This window comes from Nocardia sp. XZ_19_385 (assembly GCF_015355755.1).
Lineage (GTDB): Bacteria > Actinomycetota > Actinomycetes > Mycobacteriales > Mycobacteriaceae > Nocardia.
This window is the reverse complement of sequence record NZ_JACVEE010000004.1, coordinates 321031-341599: the sequence shown is the minus strand read 5'-3', so window position 1 is coordinate 341599 and position 20569 is coordinate 321031. Positions and strand designations below refer to the sequence as shown.

General features: G+C 66.1%; 23 protein-coding genes and 1 tRNA gene. 8 read left to right on the top strand and 16 right to left on the bottom strand.

The window, feature by feature from the left end; translation table 11 throughout:
- Positions 1–6: 6 nt before the first annotated feature.
- The 3 genes from IBX22_RS30515 to IBX22_RS30505 form a co-directional block, all read right to left on the bottom strand.
- On the bottom strand, positions 7–480 hold the full coding sequence (locus IBX22_RS30515; RefSeq protein WP_194819210.1) for a Clp protease N-terminal domain-containing protein: 474 nt from the start codon (positions 478–480) through the stop codon (positions 7–9).
- 3 nt (positions 481–483) lie between these two features.
- On the bottom strand, positions 484–714 hold the full coding sequence (locus tag IBX22_RS30510; RefSeq protein ID WP_194819209.1) for a hypothetical protein: 231 nt from the start codon (positions 712–714) through the stop codon (positions 484–486).
- 69 nt (positions 715–783) lie between these two features.
- Positions 784–1839 (bottom strand): phosphotransferase family protein, encoded by a 1056-nt coding sequence (locus IBX22_RS30505; RefSeq protein WP_375540297.1) that lies wholly within the window; start codon positions 1837–1839, stop codon positions 784–786.
- Between the two features lie 89 nt (positions 1840–1928).
- On the opposite strand from IBX22_RS30505, the gene pabB reads away from it, so the two are divergent.
- Entirely contained in the window at positions 1929–4622 is a 2694-nt protein-coding gene (gene pabB, locus IBX22_RS37690) for an aminodeoxychorismate synthase component I (protein WP_228539767.1), read from the top strand.
- A gap of 161 nt (positions 4623–4783) precedes the next feature.
- Here the strand turns inward: pabB and IBX22_RS30490 are convergent, their stop codons facing one another.
- Both IBX22_RS30490 and IBX22_RS30485 read right to left on the bottom strand, forming a co-directional pair.
- The gene (locus IBX22_RS30490) at positions 4784–5632 is read right to left on the bottom strand and encodes a lysophospholipid acyltransferase family protein (protein ID WP_194819207.1); all 849 of its coding nucleotides are present in this window, start codon (positions 5630–5632) and stop codon (positions 4784–4786) included.
- A 542-nt stretch (positions 5633–6174) separates the two neighbouring features.
- Complete coding sequence (locus IBX22_RS30485; protein ID WP_194819206.1) at positions 6175–6675, bottom strand: hypothetical protein; 501 nt, start codon at positions 6673–6675, stop codon at positions 6175–6177.
- Between the two features lie 97 nt (positions 6676–6772).
- Between IBX22_RS30485 and IBX22_RS30480 the strand changes: the two genes are divergently transcribed.
- A complete protein-coding gene (locus IBX22_RS30480) occupies positions 6773–8731 on the top strand; it encodes a TerD family protein (protein ID WP_194819205.1) in 1959 nt (652 codons plus the stop codon).
- Between the two features lie 378 nt (positions 8732–9109).
- Positions 9110–9865, top strand: coding sequence for an SDR family oxidoreductase (locus tag IBX22_RS30475; protein ID WP_194819204.1), 756 nt, complete (start codon positions 9110–9112; stop codon positions 9863–9865).
- Between the two features lie 3 nt (positions 9866–9868).
- Here the strand turns inward: IBX22_RS30475 and IBX22_RS30470 are convergent, their stop codons facing one another.
- From IBX22_RS30470 to IBX22_RS30460, 3 genes are all read right to left on the bottom strand, one after another.
- Positions 9869–10594, bottom strand: a complete 726-nt coding sequence (locus IBX22_RS30470) for a TetR/AcrR family transcriptional regulator (RefSeq protein WP_194819203.1) — start codon at positions 10592–10594, stop codon at positions 9869–9871.
- A gap of 46 nt (positions 10595–10640) precedes the next feature.
- Entirely contained in the window at positions 10641–11873 is a 1233-nt protein-coding gene (locus IBX22_RS30465; protein WP_194819202.1) for a cytochrome P450, read from the bottom strand.
- A gap of 130 nt (positions 11874–12003) precedes the next feature.
- A complete protein-coding gene (locus tag IBX22_RS30460; protein ID WP_194819201.1) occupies positions 12004–12282 on the bottom strand; it encodes a hypothetical protein in 279 nt (92 codons plus the stop codon).
- Between the two features lie 214 nt (positions 12283–12496).
- Between IBX22_RS30460 and IBX22_RS30455 the strand changes: the two genes are divergently transcribed.
- Positions 12497–12772, top strand: a complete 276-nt coding sequence (locus IBX22_RS30455) for a hypothetical protein (protein ID WP_194819200.1) — start codon at positions 12497–12499, stop codon at positions 12770–12772.
- Here IBX22_RS30455 and IBX22_RS30450 read toward each other — a convergent pair.
- The 3 genes from IBX22_RS30450 to IBX22_RS30440 form a co-directional block, all read right to left on the bottom strand.
- On the bottom strand, positions 12769–13227 hold the full coding sequence (locus IBX22_RS30450; RefSeq protein WP_194819199.1) for an SRPBCC family protein: 459 nt from the start codon (positions 13225–13227) through the stop codon (positions 12769–12771). The genes IBX22_RS30455 and IBX22_RS30450 overlap by 4 nt on opposite strands.
- Before the next feature lie 78 nt (positions 13228–13305).
- On the bottom strand, positions 13306–14601 hold the full coding sequence (locus IBX22_RS30445; protein ID WP_194819198.1) for a carotenoid oxygenase family protein: 1296 nt from the start codon (positions 14599–14601) through the stop codon (positions 13306–13308).
- Between the two features lie 19 nt (positions 14602–14620).
- The gene (locus IBX22_RS30440; RefSeq protein ID WP_194819197.1) at positions 14621–15175 is read right to left on the bottom strand and encodes a hypothetical protein; all 555 of its coding nucleotides are present in this window, start codon (positions 15173–15175) and stop codon (positions 14621–14623) included.
- 91 nt (positions 15176–15266) lie between these two features.
- Here IBX22_RS30440 and IBX22_RS30435 point away from each other — a divergent pair, with 91 nt between their 5' ends.
- Together IBX22_RS30435 and IBX22_RS30430 are read left to right on the top strand one after the other, a co-directional pair.
- Positions 15267–15791, top strand: coding sequence for a PadR family transcriptional regulator (locus IBX22_RS30435; RefSeq protein ID WP_194819196.1), 525 nt, complete (start codon positions 15267–15269; stop codon positions 15789–15791).
- An 88-nt stretch (positions 15792–15879) separates the two neighbouring features.
- Complete coding sequence (locus IBX22_RS30430; protein WP_194819195.1) at positions 15880–16077, top strand: general stress protein; 198 nt, start codon at positions 15880–15882, stop codon at positions 16075–16077.
- A 52-nt stretch (positions 16078–16129) separates the two neighbouring features.
- Here IBX22_RS30430 and IBX22_RS30425 read toward each other — a convergent pair whose 3' ends face one another.
- From IBX22_RS30425 to IBX22_RS30415, 3 genes are all read right to left on the bottom strand, one after another.
- A complete protein-coding gene (locus tag IBX22_RS30425; protein WP_228539765.1) occupies positions 16130–16816 on the bottom strand; it encodes a hypothetical protein in 687 nt (228 codons plus the stop codon).
- Positions 16817–16935: 119 nt separating this feature from the next.
- A complete protein-coding gene (locus IBX22_RS30420; RefSeq protein ID WP_194819194.1) occupies positions 16936–17307 on the bottom strand; it encodes a DUF4189 domain-containing protein in 372 nt (123 codons plus the stop codon).
- Between the two features lie 144 nt (positions 17308–17451).
- A tRNA-Ile gene (locus tag IBX22_RS30415) sits at positions 17452–17525 on the bottom strand.
- A gap of 119 nt (positions 17526–17644) precedes the next feature.
- Between IBX22_RS30415 and IBX22_RS30410 the strand changes: the two genes are divergently transcribed.
- Positions 17645–18076: a nitroreductase family deazaflavin-dependent oxidoreductase gene (locus IBX22_RS30410; protein ID WP_194819193.1), complete on the top strand. Its 432-nt coding sequence runs from the start codon at positions 17645–17647 to the stop codon at positions 18074–18076.
- Positions 18077–18079: 3 nt separating this feature from the next.
- Here IBX22_RS30410 and IBX22_RS30405 read toward each other — a convergent pair whose 3' ends face one another.
- Positions 18080–18229: a hypothetical protein gene (locus IBX22_RS30405; RefSeq protein ID WP_194819192.1), complete on the bottom strand. Its 150-nt coding sequence runs from the start codon at positions 18227–18229 to the stop codon at positions 18080–18082.
- A gap of 55 nt (positions 18230–18284) precedes the next feature.
- Entirely contained in the window at positions 18285–19280 is a 996-nt protein-coding gene (locus IBX22_RS30400; protein ID WP_194819191.1) for a zinc-binding dehydrogenase, read from the bottom strand.
- Between the two features lie 280 nt (positions 19281–19560).
- Between IBX22_RS30400 and IBX22_RS30395 the strand changes: the two genes are divergently transcribed.
- A complete protein-coding gene (locus tag IBX22_RS30395; RefSeq protein WP_194819190.1) occupies positions 19561–20421 on the top strand; it encodes a DUF5995 family protein in 861 nt (286 codons plus the stop codon).
- Positions 20422–20569: the final 148 nt, after the last annotated feature.

The following is a 20569-nucleotide window of genomic DNA, read 5'->3' as shown; positions in this document are numbered from 1 at the left end:
CTCCGTTCAATCCGTCAGCAACTCATGGACCTGGTTGACCAGCGCGACCCGATTCGCACCGGCGAGCGTGAGCGCCCGCGGCACCGTTCCGACCTCCGCCTGCAAGATCCCCAGCAGCAGATTCGCTTGGCGTAGTTCACGTTTGGGATACGTGGTGGTCATCCGTTCGAGCGCGAGCTTGCCCGTCGCGCCGACACTGGGCGCTTTCGTCGAATACCGGCTCGGCTCGGGCAGATTCGTGATCGAGACCCCGGCGATCGCCAGGCTCTGCTCGAACTCCCGGTCCAGCGCGTCGCGGATCGCCTGAGCGTCCAGACCGGCTTCGGCGAGCAGCCGCTGGGGTGCGGTGCCGTCCTGAGCGGCGATGGCCAGCAGCAGGTGTTGCGCTTCGATCGTCGCCGATCCGTCCTGTCGCGCTTCGTACCCGCCCCGCTCCATGACCGCATGCAGATACTTGTCGAATTCGTTGTTGCCGAACATGATTCAGCGCCTCCTCAGCCGGACGCCGGCGGCGATGAGCCGCTTGGCGTGTTTCTTGTGCACGGCCTGGCGGGTGACGCCGAGCGCCTCGGCCACCTGCGGCCAGCCCCAGCCGGACCGCATCGCCTCCTCGACGGCGAGATCCTCCAGCCGGTCGGCCAAGCGCCGCAGGGCGACAACCGCCGCTAGGCGACCGGCGGGATCGGTGGCGTCGGGGATTTCCAGGTCGGACATGAAAGCAACCTTAGTTGACAATTCGAATTAGTCAACCAAGGTTGCTACACCGGCTTGGCGCTCGGAGGTCTACTGCATTACGCGGAGCGCCCGTTCGAAGAGTTCGAGGGTGCACGCGTGCAGGAATTCACCGATCTGCTTGGGCGCCTTGCCGGCGAAGGCACGGGCGTAGGTGCCTTCCAGCACGATGCCGAGCTTGAAGCAGGCCAGCACGGTGTACCAGTCGACGGCGGTCAGATCGCGGTCGGAGAATTCGCCGTAGTGCGCGACCATCTCCGCCGGGGTGGGCAAACTGCCGACCGAACCGAGCTTGCCGGTCAGCGAGCCGATGGTGCTGCCGGGTTCGGGACGGGTGGCGATCTGCCAGCCGAGGTCCAGCAGCGGGTCGCCGATGGTGGACATCTCCCAGTCGACCATGGCCGCGACCTGCGGGCTGTCGAACTCGAACATCATGTTGGCGAGATGGCAGTCGCCGTGCAGGATGCCCGGACGCCACACGGCCGGGCGATTGCGCTCGAGCCAGTCGCCGACCTCCTGCACGCCGGGGATCTGCGGGCCGGGGTAACCCTCGTTGGACGAATAGGAATCGAGCTCGGCCAGCCAGCGCGGGACCTGGCGCTCCAGGAATCCCTCGGGCTTGCCGTAGTCGGCCAGGCCCAGCTTCTCGTAGTCGAGCATGCCGAGCCGGGCGATGGCCTCGACCGCGGACAGGCCCATCTGCCGCCGGACCTCCGGGTCACCGGCGTGCAGTTCGGGGAGTTCGTTCTGCGGGTTGAAGCCGGTGATCGGCTCCATCAGATAGAAGACCGCGCCGAGCACGGACTCGTCGGGGCAGGCGGCGATGACGCGCGGGGCGCGGATCCCGGTGCCGTCGAGGGCGCCGAGCAGGCGGGCCTCACGGCGGATCACCTCATTGCTCTTGGCGCGCAGGTGCTTCGGGCCGCGCCGCAGCACATAGTCGCCGCCGCCCCGGCTGAAACGCAGCATGATGTTCTGGGTGCCGCCGCCGAGCTCGCGCACCTCCTCGAACGTCCCGCCGGGCAGCCCCTGCTCGTCCATCCACTTCCCGACGACGGCGAAATCGACGACGTCAGGATCCACTCCGACCGGTTGCGCATCAGACATGCCCCACATTGTGCACCACGGATCCAGCGGAACTGACGGCAAGTGACAACAGTTTGCCCGCCCGGGCCCGGCGTAGGGTTTTGCACACCATGCGCACGCTGCTCATCGACAACTACGACTCGTTCACCTACAACCTGTATCAGCTGATCAGTGAGGTGAACGGGGTCGAACCGACGGTCGTGCGCAACGATGCCGCGGCGACCGTGGCGGAGCTGGGGCTTTCCGGTTTCGACAACGTTGTCGTCTCGCCCGGGCCCGGGCGGCCCGACATAGAACGGGATATCGGTATTTCCGCGGCCGTCATCCGGGAGACCGAGCTGCCGTTGCTCGGGGTTTGCCTGGGACATCAGGGCATTGTGGTCGCCGCGGGCGGGGAGGTCGGGCGCGCGCCGGCGGCCCGGCACGGATATCTGGATCGGGTCGGCCATGATCAGCGGGATCTATTCGCGGGGCTGCCGCAGGATTTCACTGTGGTGCGGTATCACTCGCTGTGCGCACTGGACCCACTTCCGGACAGTCTGGAAATCACCGCCACCACTCCGGACGGGGTGATCATGGGTGTCCGGCACCGGACCCGGCCGCAGTGGGGCGTGCAGTTCCACCCCGAGTCGATCGCCGGGGACTACGGCGCGACGCTGCTTCGCAATTTCGCCGAATTGTCTGCTGCGCATCGGGTTTCGCGGAGCGCCACTCGACTACCGGTCGGCGCTGCGTTGTCCGGCAGTGCGTCATCCCCCCGTGCTTCCGACTCCGGCTCGGCTGGGACCCGGGCACTGACACGCGGGGCCGATTCGACGGATGCTCGTGCACTGGACTCCGATCTTCGCCTGGAAGCCGGGGAGGTCCGCCGGCGCGCGGACGCGGCGGTACCTCATATCCGCGTCCCGATCGCGAGCGCTGTGCCTCCGCCCCGCCCTCAGCCACGAGTTGCCTCGACTCCACTTCGCACCAGCGATACCACCAGCCCGTCGGGCCGATCCGTACCGGGACGACTCGCGGCCGAGTTGAACTTCGCCGCCGATGACTCAGCGCATCGAGGGGAAGCGGGTGTGCCAGCAGGGAATTCAACAGACGCGGCTCCCCTTGGTATCGCCGGGACTGGGCAAGATTCCGCATCGGCAGGCATCGACTCCCGGGCAGAGACTGCTCCCCAGCCGGCCCGCCCCGCCACACCGGCCGCTCCCTCTGGCATCCCTGCGGCGGAGCGGGACTCCGCATCGGCAGGCACCGGCTCCGGGGCAGAGACTGCTCCCCAGCCCGCCGCCGCACCGGCGGTGGGACCGGGCACGGTGCCCGAGGTACGGCGTCCGGACCGGCCCGCAGACGAAACTCCCTACCGCCTAGGCGAACGGGGGCGGCCATGGCAGGTGCGGCATCTGGTGATCGAACGGGCGATCGATACCGAGGCGGCGTTCCTACGGCTCTACCGCGAGTCCCGTACCGCGTTCTGGCTCGACAGCGAACATGTGGAGCCGGGCTTGGATCGGTTCTCCTTCCTCGGCGATGCCAGCGGTCCGTACGCGGAAGTGGTGCGATATCGGGTCGGCGACGGAGCTGTCGTGGTGGAGACCGCCGACGGCGAGCGGCGTACCGAGCCGGGTGACGTGTTGAGTTATCTGGCAGGGCAGCTGCGCTGGCGTGAGGCCGAAATCCCGGATCTGCCTTTTGATTTCGCGTGCGGATACGTCGGATACCTCGGGTACGAGGTGAAAGCCGACTGCGGCGCGGAACTGGCGCACCGTTCCGCGGTGCCGGACGCGCAGTGGATCTTCGCCGACCGGCTCATCGTCGTCGATCATGTGACCGGACAGACGCATCTGCTGGCGCTCACCGATCCCGGCTCCGAGGTCGCACGCGACGCCACCGCGGACTGGCTGCGTGACACCCGCGAGGCGCTGGAAGCGCTGCCCACGTGGGCGAATCCGCCTGAGCTCGAGGTGGATTCCGATCTCGGCGCGGTCGAGGGGCTGCTGACCCGTGGGCGCGAGCAGTATCTCGCGGATATCGCCGTGTGCCTGGACAAGCTGCGGGCGGGCGAGTCCTACGAGATCTGCCTGACCGACGGCGTCACCGTGGCGGCGGCGGATTCCGACGGCCTGGACTTCTATCGCACCCTGCGCCGCTGCAACCCCGCACCGTACGCGGCGTACCTGCGCTTCGACGATCTCGACATCGCCTGCTCCTCACCGGAACGCTTCCTCAAGATCGACCGGGCGCGCACCGTGGAGAGCAAGCCGATCAAGGGCACCGCGCCGCGCGGCGCGACCCCCGCCGAGGACGAGCGCCTGCGCCGGGAACTGGCGTCCGACCCCAAGACGCGCGCCGAGAATCTGATGATCGTCGACCTGCTGCGCAACGACCTGGGCCGGGTCTGCCAGATCGGCAGCGTGCACGTGCCGAATCTGATGGCGACCGAGACGTATACGACACTGCACCAACTGGTTTCGACGGTGCGCGGCACGCTACGCGCCGACGTCGACGTGATCGATTGTGTGCGTGCGTGTTTCCCCGGCGGCTCGATGACGGGTGCGCCGAAGCTGCGCACCATGGAAATCATCGACGAACTGGAAACCGAAGCGCGCGGGGTCTATTCGGGCACCATCGGCTTCCTCGGGCTGGGTGGCACCGCGGATCTGAACATCGTCATCCGCACCGCCGTCCGGCACGACGGCCACTGGCGCATCGGCGCGGGCGGCGCGATCGTCCTGGATTCCGACCCCGACGCCGAGTACCACGAGGTGCTCCTCAAGGCCGCCGCCACCTACCGCGCGCTGCGCCCCTGACCCACAAGATCACTAGGACCTGATGGCGGGAGCTTCTCGACCGAACCCGCCGCCAAGTCCTGATGATCTTGAAGTGCGAGGCTTCAAGATCATCAGGCGCTGGTGGCGCGTGCTTCTGGGCGTATGCCGCCACCAGGTCCTGATGATCTTGAAGTGAGGGGTCAGACCAGGGTGGCGAGGGCGGAGAGGGGGCCCGGGAGGCCGGCGAGGTGGTTCTTGATGCCGGTGGCGACGGGGTTGGGGGTTTCGGTGCGGAGACGGTCGAGTTCGGTCTGCATGACGTCGACGGTTTCGGTGTAGAGGGTCTCGACCAAGTCGGCGTCTTCCGGGTCGCCGGGCTCGGTGGACCAGTTCAGGGCGGGCAGGAAACTCACGTCCACCGTGGCGGGCAGCGGGAGCTGCGGCAGGATCGGCGCGATGCCGAACGGGACGCCCACGGTGTAGGGAAAGACCTTCGCGCGGAACAACTTGTCGAGCTGCAGCAGTTTGGCGCTGCGTTCGCCGCGGCTGAGCACAAAGATGGAATCGTGGCCGCCGTTGGCGACGGCGGGGATCACGGGGACGCCCATTTCCAGCGCGAGGCGGATGAAGCCCTTCCGGCCCGCGAAGTCGATCTTGCCGCGATCGGTCCAGGGGCGGGCCGCTTCCCAATCACCGCCCGGGTAGACCATGACCGCGCCGCCGTCTTTCAGGCCCGCGGCCGCGGCGTCGCGGTTCGCCGGAATAACTCCGAACTGGCGGATAGCGTCACCGATGACCGGAACGCCCAAGATGACGTCGTGCGCCACACCGAAAGATGGTTCCCCCTTGCGGTGTTCCAGCATCGCCATGAAGGTGATCCACACCTCGGGCATCCAGTAGATCGACGAATGGTTGCCGATCACCAGCGCGGGGCCGGAAGTGGGTAGATTCTCCAAGCCGCGCACGGTGGGCGTGAAGTAATTCGTATAGGCCCGAGCCGCGACGAACAGCGGGTGGTCGAGGTCCTGAGTCTGCTTGATTTCGCTCATAGTGCCGTCCTTGATCTGTCACGATGCCGGAGAAACGGCGGCGGCACACGACGACACTGAAAGCTGAATTGTCCCCGGTCACATCCCCATTGACATCTCCGACGGTCACGCATCGACGCGGACCCGAACGGCGTGCGAGTCGCGGCCTCTCGACCGATCCCGGCACCTCCTCCTGCCCTTCCGACGTTACCAAGCCAAGCAATTGCTTGGTAGCGATTGTGCGATAGTCAACAATCCCCCGCGAATCCCGCAGGGCCCCAAAAGTTCCGGTATCGACCCCACTTCAAGATCACCAGGCACTGGGGGCGGACCCCTCTCGGCCGATGCCGCCCTCAAGCCCTGTTGATCTTGGTCTATCGCCGCGACCCGAATGCGGCTGCGCCACCTGGCTTTCGCGGGCCAGCCACAGCGCACTACCACGCCTCCGACGCGACGTCGGGTCGAGTGATCGCGACTTGGCTTACCCTCCCAAGATCATCAGGCACTGGTGGCGGAACTACTCGACCGATGCCGCCATGGAGGCCTGATGATCTTGATTGCGGTTACTTCTTGCGGCTTTTGCCTGGCTTCGGGTCCTGGGCGGGTTTTGCGGCGAAGCCGGTGACTTTGCCGAGGAGGGAGACGCCTGGGAGTTTGGCGAGGGCGCCGAAGACGTCTTCGCCCATGGCGATCATGGCTTCGAGGCGGGGCAGGAGGCGGTCGTAGGCGGCGAAGGCCGGGTCGGCGAGGGCGAGGGTGCGGTCCAGGCGGTCGATGGTGGTGTTGAGGCGCTCGATGGTGGTAGCGAGGTTCTCGATCAGGTCCGGGAGTTGGGCGGCCAGTTGGGCCGAGGCGGGTGGGAGGCGGACCGCCGCGTCGAAAGCGTGGCCGGCGGTGAGCTGGGCGGTTTCGAGGGCTTGGCCCGCGGCCGTCTGAGCGGCTTCGACGGCGGCCTGGGCGGCGGCCATGAGTTCGGCGGGGCCGGATCGGCGTCCGCCCGAGGTTGGCGGCGGTGACGCTTTCGGGGTCGGCTTCCGGCGGCGTGGTCCCAGCGGACTGGTCATACCTCCACTGTGCCGGACCGGCGGGCAGTCCGCAGCGCCGAGGGAAAGGGTCGGGGAATTCGGCGTGTCGGTGGGGCGTGGCAGTATTTCGAACACGATGAAACTCAGCAAAGGCGCCAACACGGCGGTACCGACATCCCTACTGGCCGTGGTCGTTTCATGGCGGTCGGCCCATGTCGTGGACGCGCATGCCTTGCTGCTCACCGGGGCGGGCACGGTGCGCACCGATCGGGACCTGGTGTTCTACAACGCCCCGCGCCACATATCCCAGGCCGTCACGCTCGACCAGGAGCCCGAACCAGGGACAGCACGGCTGAGTGTGTCACTACCGCGCACCGAGGCCGAAGTGGAGCGGATCGTGCTCAGCGGGTCGCTCGACGACGGAACCTTCGGGGCTGTCGCGGGGCTCACGGTTACCGTGTTCGACGCCGACGGGCCCGTGGCGGAGTACGAGGTCGCCGACGCGGGCGCGGTGTCCGCCATGATGTTTGGCGAGTTCTACCGGCGCGACGGACGCTGGAAGTTCCGCGCCATCGGTCAGGGGTGGGCCGAGGGGCTGGCGGGGCTGATCGGCGAATTCGGCGTGCAGGTCGACGATCCCGCAGCCGAGCCGGGGCGCACCAGCCCGGCGGGAGAACCTGTCGCCTCGCGTGATTCGCGCCCGCACGAATCCTCCGCTGCCGAAGCGGCCACACACCATGCGGCGACCACCGGCGCCACCACGCTGGCCGACTCCCCCGAACCCGTGGCCGAGCATGCCGCACCGGCACAGCACATGCCAGCCGGGATGCCCTACCGCCGTACACCCGAATCTGTGCCTCCTGCAACGGATTACGCCCCTGCACCGAGTACCGGCGTCGAGCATCCCACGGCACCCCTCCCAGCCGCCTCGGGTTACCCGCTCGAGGAAATGCACCGTGACCACGCCACCCGCCCGATAGATCTGAGCCGCCGCACCGTCCAAGCTCCCGAACCACCGCCCCCACCCCCGCCGAATCCGGAACGGGCGGACTGGCATCCGGACCCGGAGAACCCCGCCCGACTACGGTGGTGGGACGGCGTCGAGTGGACCTCCGCCCGGCGCGAACCGGTTCCGTCGAATCCCCGGCATTGCGATCGCTGCGGAAATCCGCGGCGGCGCAAGCTGTTCGGGCGACTCGCACCGTGCGTGTTCTGCGGGACCGAGATCGAGGAATTCCTCACCCACTGGCACACCCAGGCCTGGCGGGTGCTCACCACCTCCGGGCCGAGCGGACCGGAGTGGGAGGCGTTGTGGGCGTCCCTGCGATATCAGCGCATCGAGGAGGACGCGGGCCGGCTCGCGCTTCGAGACGCGGCGCTGAGCTATGTGGAACGGCTGGTGACCTTCGCCTTCGCCGACAACGAGATCGCGCAAGCCGAGTTCGAGGCGTTCGAGGAGGCCATCGTCGAACTGGACCTGACCGGTCCCCTCATCGATGACCTGCACCGGCGCATGGCCCGGGGCCGCCTGCTGTCCCGGCTGCGCGAAGGCGAGCTCCCCGCCATCCGCACTCCCGGCCTGCATCTGGATCCGGAAGAACGCGTACATCTCGACCTGCCCGCAACCCACGTCCGCCAACTGGCCCGCGGCCCCAAACTGAGCGAAGGCCGGCTGATCGCGAGCAACAAGAAGCTGCGTTTCGTCGGTACCTCCGCCGGCACCGAACTCCCCTGGAGCCGAGTAGTTTCCGTGGCCATCGAGGACGAACTCGTGGTGCTGTCAGCCACCTCCGCCCGCGGCGGCGCCAGCTTCGAGGTCGACGACCCCGACTACGTAGCCGCCGCCCTCGAAGGTGCCCTGCGCGTAGCCAAACGCCTAGTCCTCACCCCCGGCCAACGCGACTCCCGCAGCATCCCGCAAGAGGTGAAAGCCGAAGTCTGGCAACGCGACGGCGGCCGCTGCGTCGAATGCGGCAGCAGCCACTACCTCGAATTCGACCACATCATCCCCCTCTCCCGCGGCGGCGCCACCAGCGCCTCCAACCTCCAAATCCTCTGCCGCTCCTGCAACCGCGTCAAAGGCGCCCGCATCTAACAAGATCACCCGGAACTACTGGCAGCATCCGGACGGCTTTCATGATCATCAGGCCCTGATGGCGGCATCGGCCGACTAGCCCCCGCCCTCAAGTCCTGGTGATCTTGTTACTGGCCGAGCGACGGCGAAGCGCCCGCGTCCTGCGCCGTCGCGCCCGTACATCCTTCCTGAGCAAGATCATCAGGAGCTGGTGGCGGCATCGCGTGAGTAGGAAGCGCCGACAAGTCCTGATGATCTTGGAGGGGTTTTCTGACGACAAGGTGGGCGGGGAAGGGTACGTGGGGGATCCAACATATGGGATGGCGCACGTTGAGGGGTGGGGTGGCAGCGCCGTAACGTGCGGAGTACCGGACAGGGCTGTTTGGAGGGAGCGCGGAGATGCAGGTGGCGGTTTTCGGTGGGACCGGGGTGCTCGGTAGTTCCGTGGTGCGGGAGTTGGGCGCGCGGGGGCATGGGGTGCGGGTGGTGAGCCGGAGTGCTCCGAAGGACGGGGTGCATGAGCATCGGGCCGCTGATCTGAGTACCGGGGTTGGGGTGGCGGAGGCGCTCGAGGGGTGTGAGGTGGTGGTCAACGCCGCCAACACGCGGTCCAAATTCGACTCGGTGCTGGTGGATGGCGTGCGCACGCTGCTGGATGCCGAGCAGCAGGCCGGGGTCGGGCACCATGTCGAGATATCCATCGTGGGGTGTGATCTGGTGCCGCTGGGTTACTACAAGGCGAAGGTGGCGCAGGAGCGGGTTGTCGCCGCGGGGCCGGTGCCGTGGACCTTGTTGCGCGCCACCCAGTTCCATCATCTGATCGAGGAATTCGTCTCGATCCCTACGCGTTTCCGGATCGCACCGCGGGTGGCGGCGAAGATGCAGCCGATCGATGTCGACGAGGTCGCCGTGCGGCTGGTGGACGCGGTGGAAGCTGGTCCGGCCGGGCGCATTTCCGATATCGGCGGGCCCGAGGTCATCACCTTCACCGACGCGGCCCGGATCTATCGCAAGCACACCGGGCGGGCGGGTCTGCCTGTGCCCGTGCCGATTCCGGGTGCGCTCGGTCGCGAGTTGCGGGCGGGTGGGCTGTGCGTGGGTGCGGACGGCGCGGCGCTGGGTATCGGCTTCGAGGAGTGGCTGTCCAAGCGCTGACGGTCAGCCGGGGATGAGCCCGGCGTTGCGGCCCAGGTCCGTCAGCATCGCATCGAAAAGCACTTCGGGGTGTGACACCGGAATCGGATAGTTGCCGAACACCTCGAGGGTCACGTGCCCGTACAGCCGGGCCCAGATCTGGATCATCAGATAGGTGACACCCAGGTCGAGCTTTTCCGCCGGGAACTTCTGACCGGACTCGGAAAGTGTTGTCAGCAGCTCGGTTTGGAACTGCACGAGGTCTTCGCGCAGTTCCTCCGGAATGACATCCGTGGGCGGCGTGACGACGTCGTAGGTCGCGAGCAGCCGCCCGGCCGCCGCCAGGAAGATGCGCCCGAACGGTTCGTCGAAGCGGCGCATCATCGGCGCGGATCCGGCGCCGGGCGAGGCGAACACCAGGGTGAATTCCTTGGTGTGCGCCAGCGCCCAGCGCCGGAAACCCTTGCAGATGGCGAAGAATTGCTCCGCGCCGTCCTCGGGAAGTGGCGCGATCTCGTCGGCGAGTTCGGCTGCCAGCTCGGCGCAGTAGTCCAGCCGCATCCGTTCGAGCAGATCGTCGCGAGAGTTGTAGTGCCGGTACAGCGCCGGCGCGGTGATCCCGAGTTCGCGCGCGATCGCCCGCAACGTCACCGCGTCGACCCCCTCGGAGGTGAGCAACATCCGGGCGACCCGCCGAATATCGGCGTCGCTCACCACGGGCGCGCGTCCTCGCGACTTGGCCTCACTCATTCCGCCACCTCATCACGGGTGCGCCACCACGCCAAAAGCGTGATCGTCAGTTGTACTCGACCTGCCAGCTCTTGATGGCGTTCAGCCACCCGGACCGCAGCCGGACCGGCTCGGAGACCTGCTTGATGTTCGGCATCACGTCGGCGAGGACGTTGAACATCAGGTCGATTTCCAGGCGGGCCAGGTTGGCGCCGACACAGAAGTGGGTGCCGGTGCCGCCGAAGCCGACGTGCGGGTTCGGGTTGCGCAGCACGTTGAACTGGTAGGGGTTCTCGAAGTGCCGCTCGTCGAAATTGGCGGCGCTGTAGAACATGCCGACCCGCTGACCCTTCTTCATCTCCTGGCCGGACAGCACGGTGTCCTGCACCAGGGTGCGCTGGAAGGCGATGACCGGGGTGGCCCAGCGCACGATCTCGTCGGGCGCGGTGCGCGGACGCTCGGCCTGGTACAGCTCCCACTGCTCGGGGAAGTCGACGAACGCCTTCATGCCGTGGGTGATGGCGTTGCGGGTGGTCTCGTTGCCGGCGACCGCGAGCAGGATGACGAACCACGCGAATTCGTCCGAGGCCAGCGACTCGCCCTCGACGTCGGCGTTGAGCAGGGTGGACATGATGTCCTCGGCACCGCCCAGGTCGACCGGGCACTTGCGCTTCTCTTCGGCGAGATTCCAGGAGTAACCCATGACCTCGGCGGTGGCGACCTTGTGGTCACCCTCGAAGGACGGGTCGTCGTAGGAGATCATCTCGTTGGTCCACTTGAAGATCTTGCCGCGATCCTCCTGCGGGATGCCGATGAGTTCGGCGATGGCCTGCAGCGGCAGCTCACACGCGATCTGCTCGACGAAGTCGCCGCCGCCGGTCTTCTTGGCCTCCCACACGATTCGCTCGGCGCGTTCGCGCAGGGTCGCACGCAGCGATTCCACCGCGCGCGGGGTGAAACCCTTGGAGATGATGCGGCGCAGCTTGGTGTGGCGCGGCGGGTCCTGGTTCAGCAGCAGGTAGCGCTGGACCTCGATCTCCTCGCGCAGGATGTCACCGTAGAAGCGGATGACCGCGGTGTTCTCCTCGGAGGAGTAGACATCGGGCGTCTTCGAGATCTCCTTGATGTCCTCGAGTTGGGTGACTGCCCAATAACCGTCGTCCTGGAATCCGCTGCCGGCCTGGGGGACCCAGTGGATCGGCGCGGTGCGGCGGGCCTCGGCGAATTCCTCGACCGGCAGGCGCTGGGCGAGCAGGTCGGGGTCGGTGAAGTCGAATCCTGCGGGGATGGATGCGGTCACGGCTATCTCCTACCGGTCCGGGCTGCGGACCTCACAACGTTGTGTAGAACACGTTCCAGTGGAGAGTATGTAACCACAATCACTGCCCGTTGTGAACAGTGTTTAGTAAAACCCGTTTACTTTGCCCGAATCAGGCGCCCACTAGGGCATTCATGATGGTGCCCGCGCTGGTCGCGATCACGCCGCCAACCATGGCTCCCGCCACCATCTTCGGCGACTGCAGCGCGCTGCCCTGCCACTTCTCCCACGCGAACTTGCCGCCGGCGAAGATGATCGCGACGATGCCCGACAGGATGGCGAACCAAGTCAGCCAGCGGACCATCGTCATGATCTTGTCCGCCAGCGGCGGCGTCTCCGGGGTCGGGTTTCCGATCTGCGCGAGCAGGGTCTCCCCTATCGCTGTCAGCATGTTCACCACCTACTCCTCATCGCGACCCAATCCTTCATCATGACCAGGCATACCCAGTTCGGCCAAGAGATCACGGGCACCCCCATTGACAGTTCGCTTGCGCCACAGCGGAGGTCAGCCGATTCGTAACCGGGGAGGGCCTGCGTCGTGCGGGGGAACCCGATACCATCGTCGTGAAACCCCGTCGGCCCGAGCGGAATGAGCAGCACTGGCAATGATTCTGGTCACCGCGTTCGACACCCTGGCCCAGGTCGGCAATCCGGAGCCGCTGGCTCCGCCGATCGCCGACAAGTTCCAGCAGATGGTCAGCTACTTCACCTGGTTCGTGCTGCTGGCCGGCATCACCGCGATCATCTTCGCGGGCGGCAAGTTCGCCTGGGAGAAGTGGACCGGCGGTGGGCTGGATTCACCGAAGATGGTGGCGGGCGCCATGATCGGCGGCGTGATCGCGACCAGCGCCGGCACGATCATGAACGCCCTGATCGCCTAGGCGCTCTTCTTCTTGTAGCCGGATTCGATCTGCTGGCGCAGATGTTTTTCGGTGTACCGGATGGCGGGTCCGATGAACGCCTGGATCACCTTGTCCAGCGCGCGCCCGGCCAACCCGCCGGGGACCTTGTAGTCGCACACCACACTGATCTTGGTGGTGTCCGCGCCGAGCGCCTCGAAGTGCCAGCGCATCCGGCCCTCGATGCCCTTGACCGCACGCAACGCGATCACCGAATTCTCTTCCCACTCGATGACATCGCCGCGCACGTGCAGCGTCATGGGCCCGAGGTTGATCGCGGTGTCGAAAACCGCGCCGACACCGCTGGTCTGCTCCCCCACCGGCGTGAAGTGCTTGACCCCGAACATCCAGTTCGGCACATTGCGATAGTCGTTGACGTAGTCGAAGGAGTATTCCCGCGGTGCGTTCCCGACTGCGGCGTGTTCGACATGACCCATTGTTGATCTCCTTCCCGGCGGCATTTCCGAGAGTATTCGTACCCTGGTAATGCCGCCGGGCGAGAGATCGAAACCGGGTCAGTGATCGGCGAGCCAGCTGCCGTGGAAGCCGAACGGTACGCGTTGGGGCAGGTGGATGGCGGCCACCTGGGTGGTCAGGTCGTCGGCGTCCAGGATCACCAGGTCGCTGCGATCGGTGCTCGCGTCGTAGACGTAGGTCATGAGATAGCCTGCGCCGCCTGGGTTTTCGTCGGCGGGCGCGAACGCGGCTTCGGAGGGGATACGGCCGTGTCCGAATTCGTGCGCGGCGGCGGCTCCGGTTCGCAGGTCGTAGCGCACCAGCGCGTTTGTGCCGTTCCCCGACACCGTGGCGTGGCCGAAGTCGGCGCGCAGGCCGGTCAGCCGCTCATCGATGCGCGGGAATTCTGCTGGGCGATCATCGATTTGGCGCTCCTCGACGGTGCCCGCGGCGAGATCGATGGTCCAGCGCCACAGGGTCGCGTCGTCGATCTCGGAGGAGTTGGTACGCCACATCTCCGGATAACGCATGACCTCCAAGACGATTCGACCCGGCTCGTCATAGGCATTGAGGCTGTGGAAGACATAGCAGGGATCGATGGCGAACCAGCGGACCGCGCCGTACGGGTCGTCGCGCCGCAGAACACCGAGCCGGGCCTGGTAGTCGTCGCGCCAGCGGAACGGCATGCCGCCACCGTTCATCGCGATTTGCATGTCGAAACACACTGGGAGATCCATGAATACGACATGCTCGGCGGTGAGATTGAAGTCGTGCTGCATGGTCGCGGCGGGCACATCGATCGGGCGGCTCACGACGAGATTGCCGGCGGCGTCGGCGCGGTGGTAGGTCAGGTAGGGCGCCTCGATCACCTCGTAGCCGAAGAAATGCAGTTCACCCGTGGTGGGGCAGGTCTTCGGGTGCGCGGTCATCGCGGTGGTCAGTTTGCCGTCGAAGTCGTGCGGGCCGAGAGTGTCCAGCTCGCAGGTGATCTCGTACGGGAAGGACGATTCGACCAGCGCGAGCGTGCGGCCCGCATGCCGGATGACGTGCGTATTCGCAACTCCCGCAGTGAGATCACGGCCCTGAGGGCCGTAGGTTGCCGCGCCGTCGGTGAAGGTCGTGGTGCGTACCCAGCGATTCCGGTACGACACCGCCTTGCCGTTCTCGAGACGCACGCCGTGCACCATGCCGTCGCCGGCGAACCAGTGAATGGAATCGGCGGCGGGCGGGTTCGGGCCGTTGCGCAGATACCAGCCCGACAGCTCGTCGGGGATGCTGCCGGTGACAGCGAGGTCGACTGTGGTGACTTCTTCGGTGACGGGGGCGTAGTTGCCGGTCAGATGCGGAACAGCCATGGGATACAACCAATCTGAGTTACGCGGATGCTTCGGACGCTTCGGCCTGGGCTCGGACGTGGGCGACATAGCGGAGGGTGAACACCACCGGGATCACGAACACGGCCACCATGACCGCGAACCGGGGGCCGGGAGAATATGCAAGGAAGGCCAGCGCGACGGCGCCGACCACGAAGCAGATCGCCCAGGCCGTGGTGAGCACGTAGTTCAACCGGATGAACAACGGCTCCTCCCAGACTTCCTGCGGGGCAGTCTGTTTCGCGATGGCCAGGGTGAACGGCACCCGGATCGCCAGCGAGGTGCCCGCGATGATCGCGAGCATGCCGTTGGCCAGCGCCGGCACGTAGTCGTGCAGCGAAGTTTCCGGATTCGCGAAAGCGAGCACCGCGATGACGGCGAAGAACAGCGCCGTGCCGAGCTCGATAACGAGGGCTTCCGGCTTGCTGCCAGCCCGCACCCGGATGCCGAGCTCCAGCACCGACAGCACGACCGCGGTCAGCGCGGCCCATTGCCAGTACGCGTGCGGGACCACCGCGAAAACGATCCAGGGAACGAAGGTGCGCAGGTATGACATGTCCGGAGATCTCCTCGACATTCCAGTTTTGACATGTCGAATGTAGAGCCTGCTTTCTCGACATGTCAATAGTGGAATGTATGATCCGGGCATGAGTCTTCGATACGCCGTGCTCGGCATGCTCGCCGAGGGCCCGGCCAGCGGTTACGACCTGCTGCAGATGTTCAAGGACTCCCTGGCCAACGTCTGGCCCGCGACACAGAGTCAGATCTATACCGAGCTCGCGAAACTCGCCGAGACCGGTTTGATCGCGGTTTCCGACGAGGGGCCGCGCGGGCGCAAGGAGTACACGCTCAGCGCCGAGGGGCTGGCCGAGGTGCGGCGCTGGCTCACCGAAACCGAGCCGAAACCGGTGTCGCGCAATGACATGCTGCTGCGGGTGTTCTTCCTCGGGGTGCTCGAACGCGACCAAGCCCGCGACTACCTCGCTGATATCGAAAGCCGGATGACCAAGGCGGGCACCGAACTCGCGCAGCTCGAGGCCTCGATCGACTGGGACGACGACGCCTTCTCCGTCTACGGGCACATCGCGCTGGAATGGGGCAAGCGGTTCTACGCGATGAATCAAGAATGGGCGCAGTGGGCGCTCACCCAAATGCCCCCGCCGAAGCGCTGAAGGTTTGCCCCCGGGCAGGGCGGGTAGCTCCGAATTGGTGGTGCAGAACCAGCCGCCACCACTCCGCAACCTTCGAACGGAGGACTTAATGGCTGCTACGCCACGAGGTTTCGCGGCAATGGACCCGGAGCGGCAACGAAAAATCGCCAGCCAGGGCGGCAAAGCCAGCAGCGGCAGCTTCGACAACGACCCGAAGCGCGCCAGCGAAGCCGGCAAGAAGGGTGCCGCGGCACAGCCCGTCGAGGCCAAACGTCTAGGCGGCGCCCACAGCCACCAGAACCGCTGACCGAAGGAAAAACGGGAAGAGCGAGGCCCTCGGCCCCGCTCTTTCTTCGTTTCTAGCCGACGAACTCGCGGTCGCCGTACCGCAGGGCACTCGGCCAGCTCGCGCCCAGCCCGGCGACAAAATTCCGCGCCACTTCGAGATCCGCCAGCTCGGCGACCAGAATCAGCGTGTTCCCCTCCGTAATCGAGCCACCCACCAACCGCTCCCGCGCGACCTGATCGCCGACCAGTCCATCATGGAACCGGCGCACGTCGACCCCCGGAATCTCCGCGACGAACGCGTCCACATCCGGGTTATTCGCCGGTAAGGGTTCGAAAGTCAGCACTGACTCCTGCTGAAACAAGATCCGCACCTGGTCGGCAATCCGCTCCAGGTCTGGGGCGTCGACACACGCCAGCCGAAAAGCTCGCGAACGCTCATACGTCGCCATCTGCCGATCATCGGACCAGAACACCCCGCTCACCAACGTGGACCCCACGGGCAGCGCAACGTTCTGCACAGTTATGGCCCCGACCGCCAGCTCGAACCCTTCCAGCCGAGTCCGCAGGCGCTGATCTCCCGGATCTGTGATCGTCGCAGTGTTGTCGGTAGCGAACAGTTCGGCGGTGGGCTGCAACGGATTCCCCGGCGCGCACGCCGCCGGACTCGCCCCCACCGGCGCAGCCACAAGTAGCCCAGCCGCAGTGAGCAGCGCCGCGAAACCCCCAGTGATTCGTACCCGCATCAACTCGCCCGGCATCGCAGCTCCTTCGTCTCGGCGAAAGCTTTGTCTGGAACAGCCTGCCCAGCATACGTTTTCGCATTCGCTGCGAAGGGATCACCGTCGCATCGATGGCACCAGGGCGGAATTCGACCGCCTCAGTGACAGAGGCTGCCCTTGACCACAGTCGGCTTGGCGCCGTGATTCATCGCGGACTTACGCGCTCCCGCCTCGGTCCTGTCCCACCCGGTGTACCACTGACCGGCACGATCCCGCGCCACCGCAATGCAGTACTTACGGTCACTGATCAGAACCTTGCAATCGGAAACCCCACAGTACGACTCGGCCTTCTCCTCGGCCCTCGTCAACGAACTGTGCCAGCCATAGCCGACTTTCCCAGTGCTCTTCGAGACCGCAATAGCAATCCAGAAGTCGCTACCCGCCTCCGCCGGCCCCGCAACCCCGATCGACACCAGTCCCACAGCAACCGCGGTCACCGCCACCCGCCCCCACTTCGAACGCAGAATCATTGCCTCTCCCCTTCGGATCTCAGATACCGAAGACGCTAGAGACCGATCCCCTGCCCAACCCTTATCGAAGTCGTAAAGCAGCTGATCAGCGCGGCAAATCCGATGTCCGGTCCGGACAGCTACGAAACACGTTGCAGGGGTTTGTGGGGCGGGTGGGGCTCGAACCCACGACCAATGGATTATGAGTCCACGGCTCTAACCGACTGAGCTACCGCCCCAGTTGTGGGGTCAACCCACAGCGGTGGGCATGTTACCGGGCCGGTCGCGTCGAGCACCACTTGGTGGTGGGCGCGCCGTTAGGGTGGGGGCGTAGACCGGAGCCGAGGTGGAGGTCGGGATGGCGAATCTGTTCGCGAATGTGCTGAAGGTGCATCAGTGGGTTTATGAGAACAGTGGTGGGGTGGTGGGGCATCGGCTGTTGTTCGGGAATCCGACGTTGCTGTTGCGGACCACCGGGCGGAAGACGGGGCAGGTGCGGACTTCGGCGCTGACGTATGGGCGGGATGGGGGTGACTATCTGGTGACGGCGTCCAATGGTGGGTCGCCGCGGCCACCGGGGTGGTTGGCGAATGTGAAAGCCAAGGGGGAGTGTGAGATTCAGGTGGGGCGGAAGCGGGTGCCGGTGGTGGCGCGGGCGACGTATCCCGAAGATGCCGACTACGCACGACGGTGGGCGGTAGTCGACAAAGTCAATCGGGGTCGGTACAGCGATTATCAGAAGATGACGAAGCGGGCTATTGCCGTGGTTGTGCTCACGCCGGTGAGCTGAGGTTCACTCGTCGTCGACCCAGTCCCTGCTGTTCACGGGTTCCTTACTGTCCCAATAGCTTCGGACCTTCGGAGGCCTGCTGGCGAACTGGACAACTGCGAAGACGAGTACGAGGACGCCGACGACGACCCCCACGACGATCAGTGTTTGCACGCAGGCACCCTAGCGTTCAACCAGGGTGCCTGCAGAGTGTGAAACACGGATCACATCAGATGGTCAGCAGCGTGCGGCCCACGGCCGTGCGGCCGGCAATGGCAGCGTGCGCGTCGGCTGCCTGATCCAGCGGAAATGTTTGTCCGATAACGACTTCCACGTCGCCGTCGGCCACTGCGGTGAGCGCGCGTTCGGCCAGCGCCTGCCAGTCGGTGTCCGGCCCGGTCATGTCGAACAGACCGATCACTTCGACACCCCGCTCGGCCAATGCGTCCCGGTCGAGATCCGGGAAATCGCCTGCGGCGGAACCGTATCCGAGGAACCGGCCGTTCTGAACCAGTGCATCGGCAGCTGCTGCGCCCAATTCGCCTCCCGCACCGTCCAATACGGCGTTGACACCCGCTCCGCCGGTCGCGGCTCGCGCCTTGTCGACCCAGTCCGGTTCGGAGTAGTCCACGACGGCATCGGCACCGAGGCGGGTGGCCAGCTCCAGTTTGGTGCGTCCGCGGGCCGCGGCGACGACGTGCGCGCCTGCGGCGCGGGCGAATTGGGTCAGCAGCGTGCCCAGGCCGCCACCGGCCGCGGTGATCAGCACCCACTCCCCCGGCCGCAAAGCGACCCGGTCCAAGACCGCGAGCGAGGTCCGGCCGTCGTGAGTCAGCGCTACGGCCTGGTTCAACGTCACCTTTTCCGGCACCTCCACCAGGGCTTCCGCTTCGGCCAAAGCCTTTTCGGCGTAGCCACCGATGGGGAGCCCGCCGCCGATGCCGCTCGCGACGGTGCGGGTGCCGACGCGCTTGCCGAGCCAGGACTCGTCGACGCCGGGCCCGACCGCGGAGACCACTCCGGCGATCGCCCCACCGGGTACGTACGGCGGCTCGACTTTGAAATACTCCTTGCCCCAACCACTTCGGAGCCGGGTGTCGAGGAACATCACGTCGGCCGCGGCCACCTCGACGAGCACTTCGCCGGGGCCGGGTACCGGTTCCGGCGCCTCACGCACCTCGAGCACCTCGGGCCCGCCGAATTCCGCTGCCTGCACTACCCGCATCGTCTTCTCCTGCCACGTCTTGCGTCTTGGACAGCACCCACTCTTCAACCTGAACGATGGTTGAGGTCAAATGCCGGACCCAATGTCCGCTCGCAGCGAAATGCGGGATTCAGTTCACGCTTCTGAATTTTCGTTAAGCAAATTCTAAGCAATCGAACAAATGGCGCCAACAGTGACGCTGAACACTGATTAATGCCTGGTTGCTAACAGGTTTCCGTTGCATGTCGATAGTCCGGCATACTTCTAGCAAACATTCTGCATACCTTCTTGGAGTGAACTCTTGCGTAAGCTCTCCCGCTTTGCCATTGCCCTGACCGCGGTCGCCGCGGTAACCACCGCATCCCTCGGCGCCGCCGCCAGCGCCCTCGCCGCCCCCGCTGCCGTGACCGACGTCACCCCGCTGACCGGCGCCGAGCAGGCGGAGCTGATCCAGCTCTCCGACCCGTCCACCCTGCGTGACCTGCACGACGGCGAACAGCGCATGGAGCGCATCACGGAGATCTTCATCGGCCACCACGACCGGGCCGGCATCTTCGCGGTCTTCTACCGCAACATCCTGCGCGACGCGAACCCGCTCCTGGACGCCGGCGACTTCGACGACCCGACCTGGGCCCGCAATGTCAGCGCCGCGTTCTTCCACCGCTACCTGGAGAACCTGCACGGCCACCTGACCGGCGGCCCGGTCACCCCGCAGTGGCAGCGCTACTACGACATGGCCGGCGATCCGGCCATCTCGGCGGGCCGCGTGGCCGGCACCGGCCTCGACGCGCACCTGCTCATCGACTTCCCCGCCGCGATCGCCGAGACTCACACCACGGTCGCCAACACCCGCGACTTCTTCGCCATCGGCGACTCCCTGATCGGCACCACCAGCCGCATCACCGACGAACTGCGCACGCTCTACGGCGCGAAACTGGCGGAGTTCTTCCACCTCTACTTCGTGGGCAGCGCCGCCGACCTGGTGATCGGTCAGCACCAGACCACCTACATCCTGTTCCAGGGCATCCGTGGCACCAGTCTGGCCTCGGGTATCGCCATGGAGGATCCGATCACCGCGGGCCCGGCCGAGCTCTCGATGCTGGCGCTCTATGAGACCGCGGAGACGGTGTTCAACGGTCTGGCGGCCGCCGGCCAGATCTGACGGGTGCGAGCGGGGGTCCCCGGTTCTACGGCGCTACCGATCTCCCCTCGGCACAGCGCCGTTCGTTATTTGTTCAGGAACCCCCACCACAGCTACTGCTGCTGCCCCCGCCACCGCAGCTGCTACTGCTCCCGCCCGAGCAACTGCT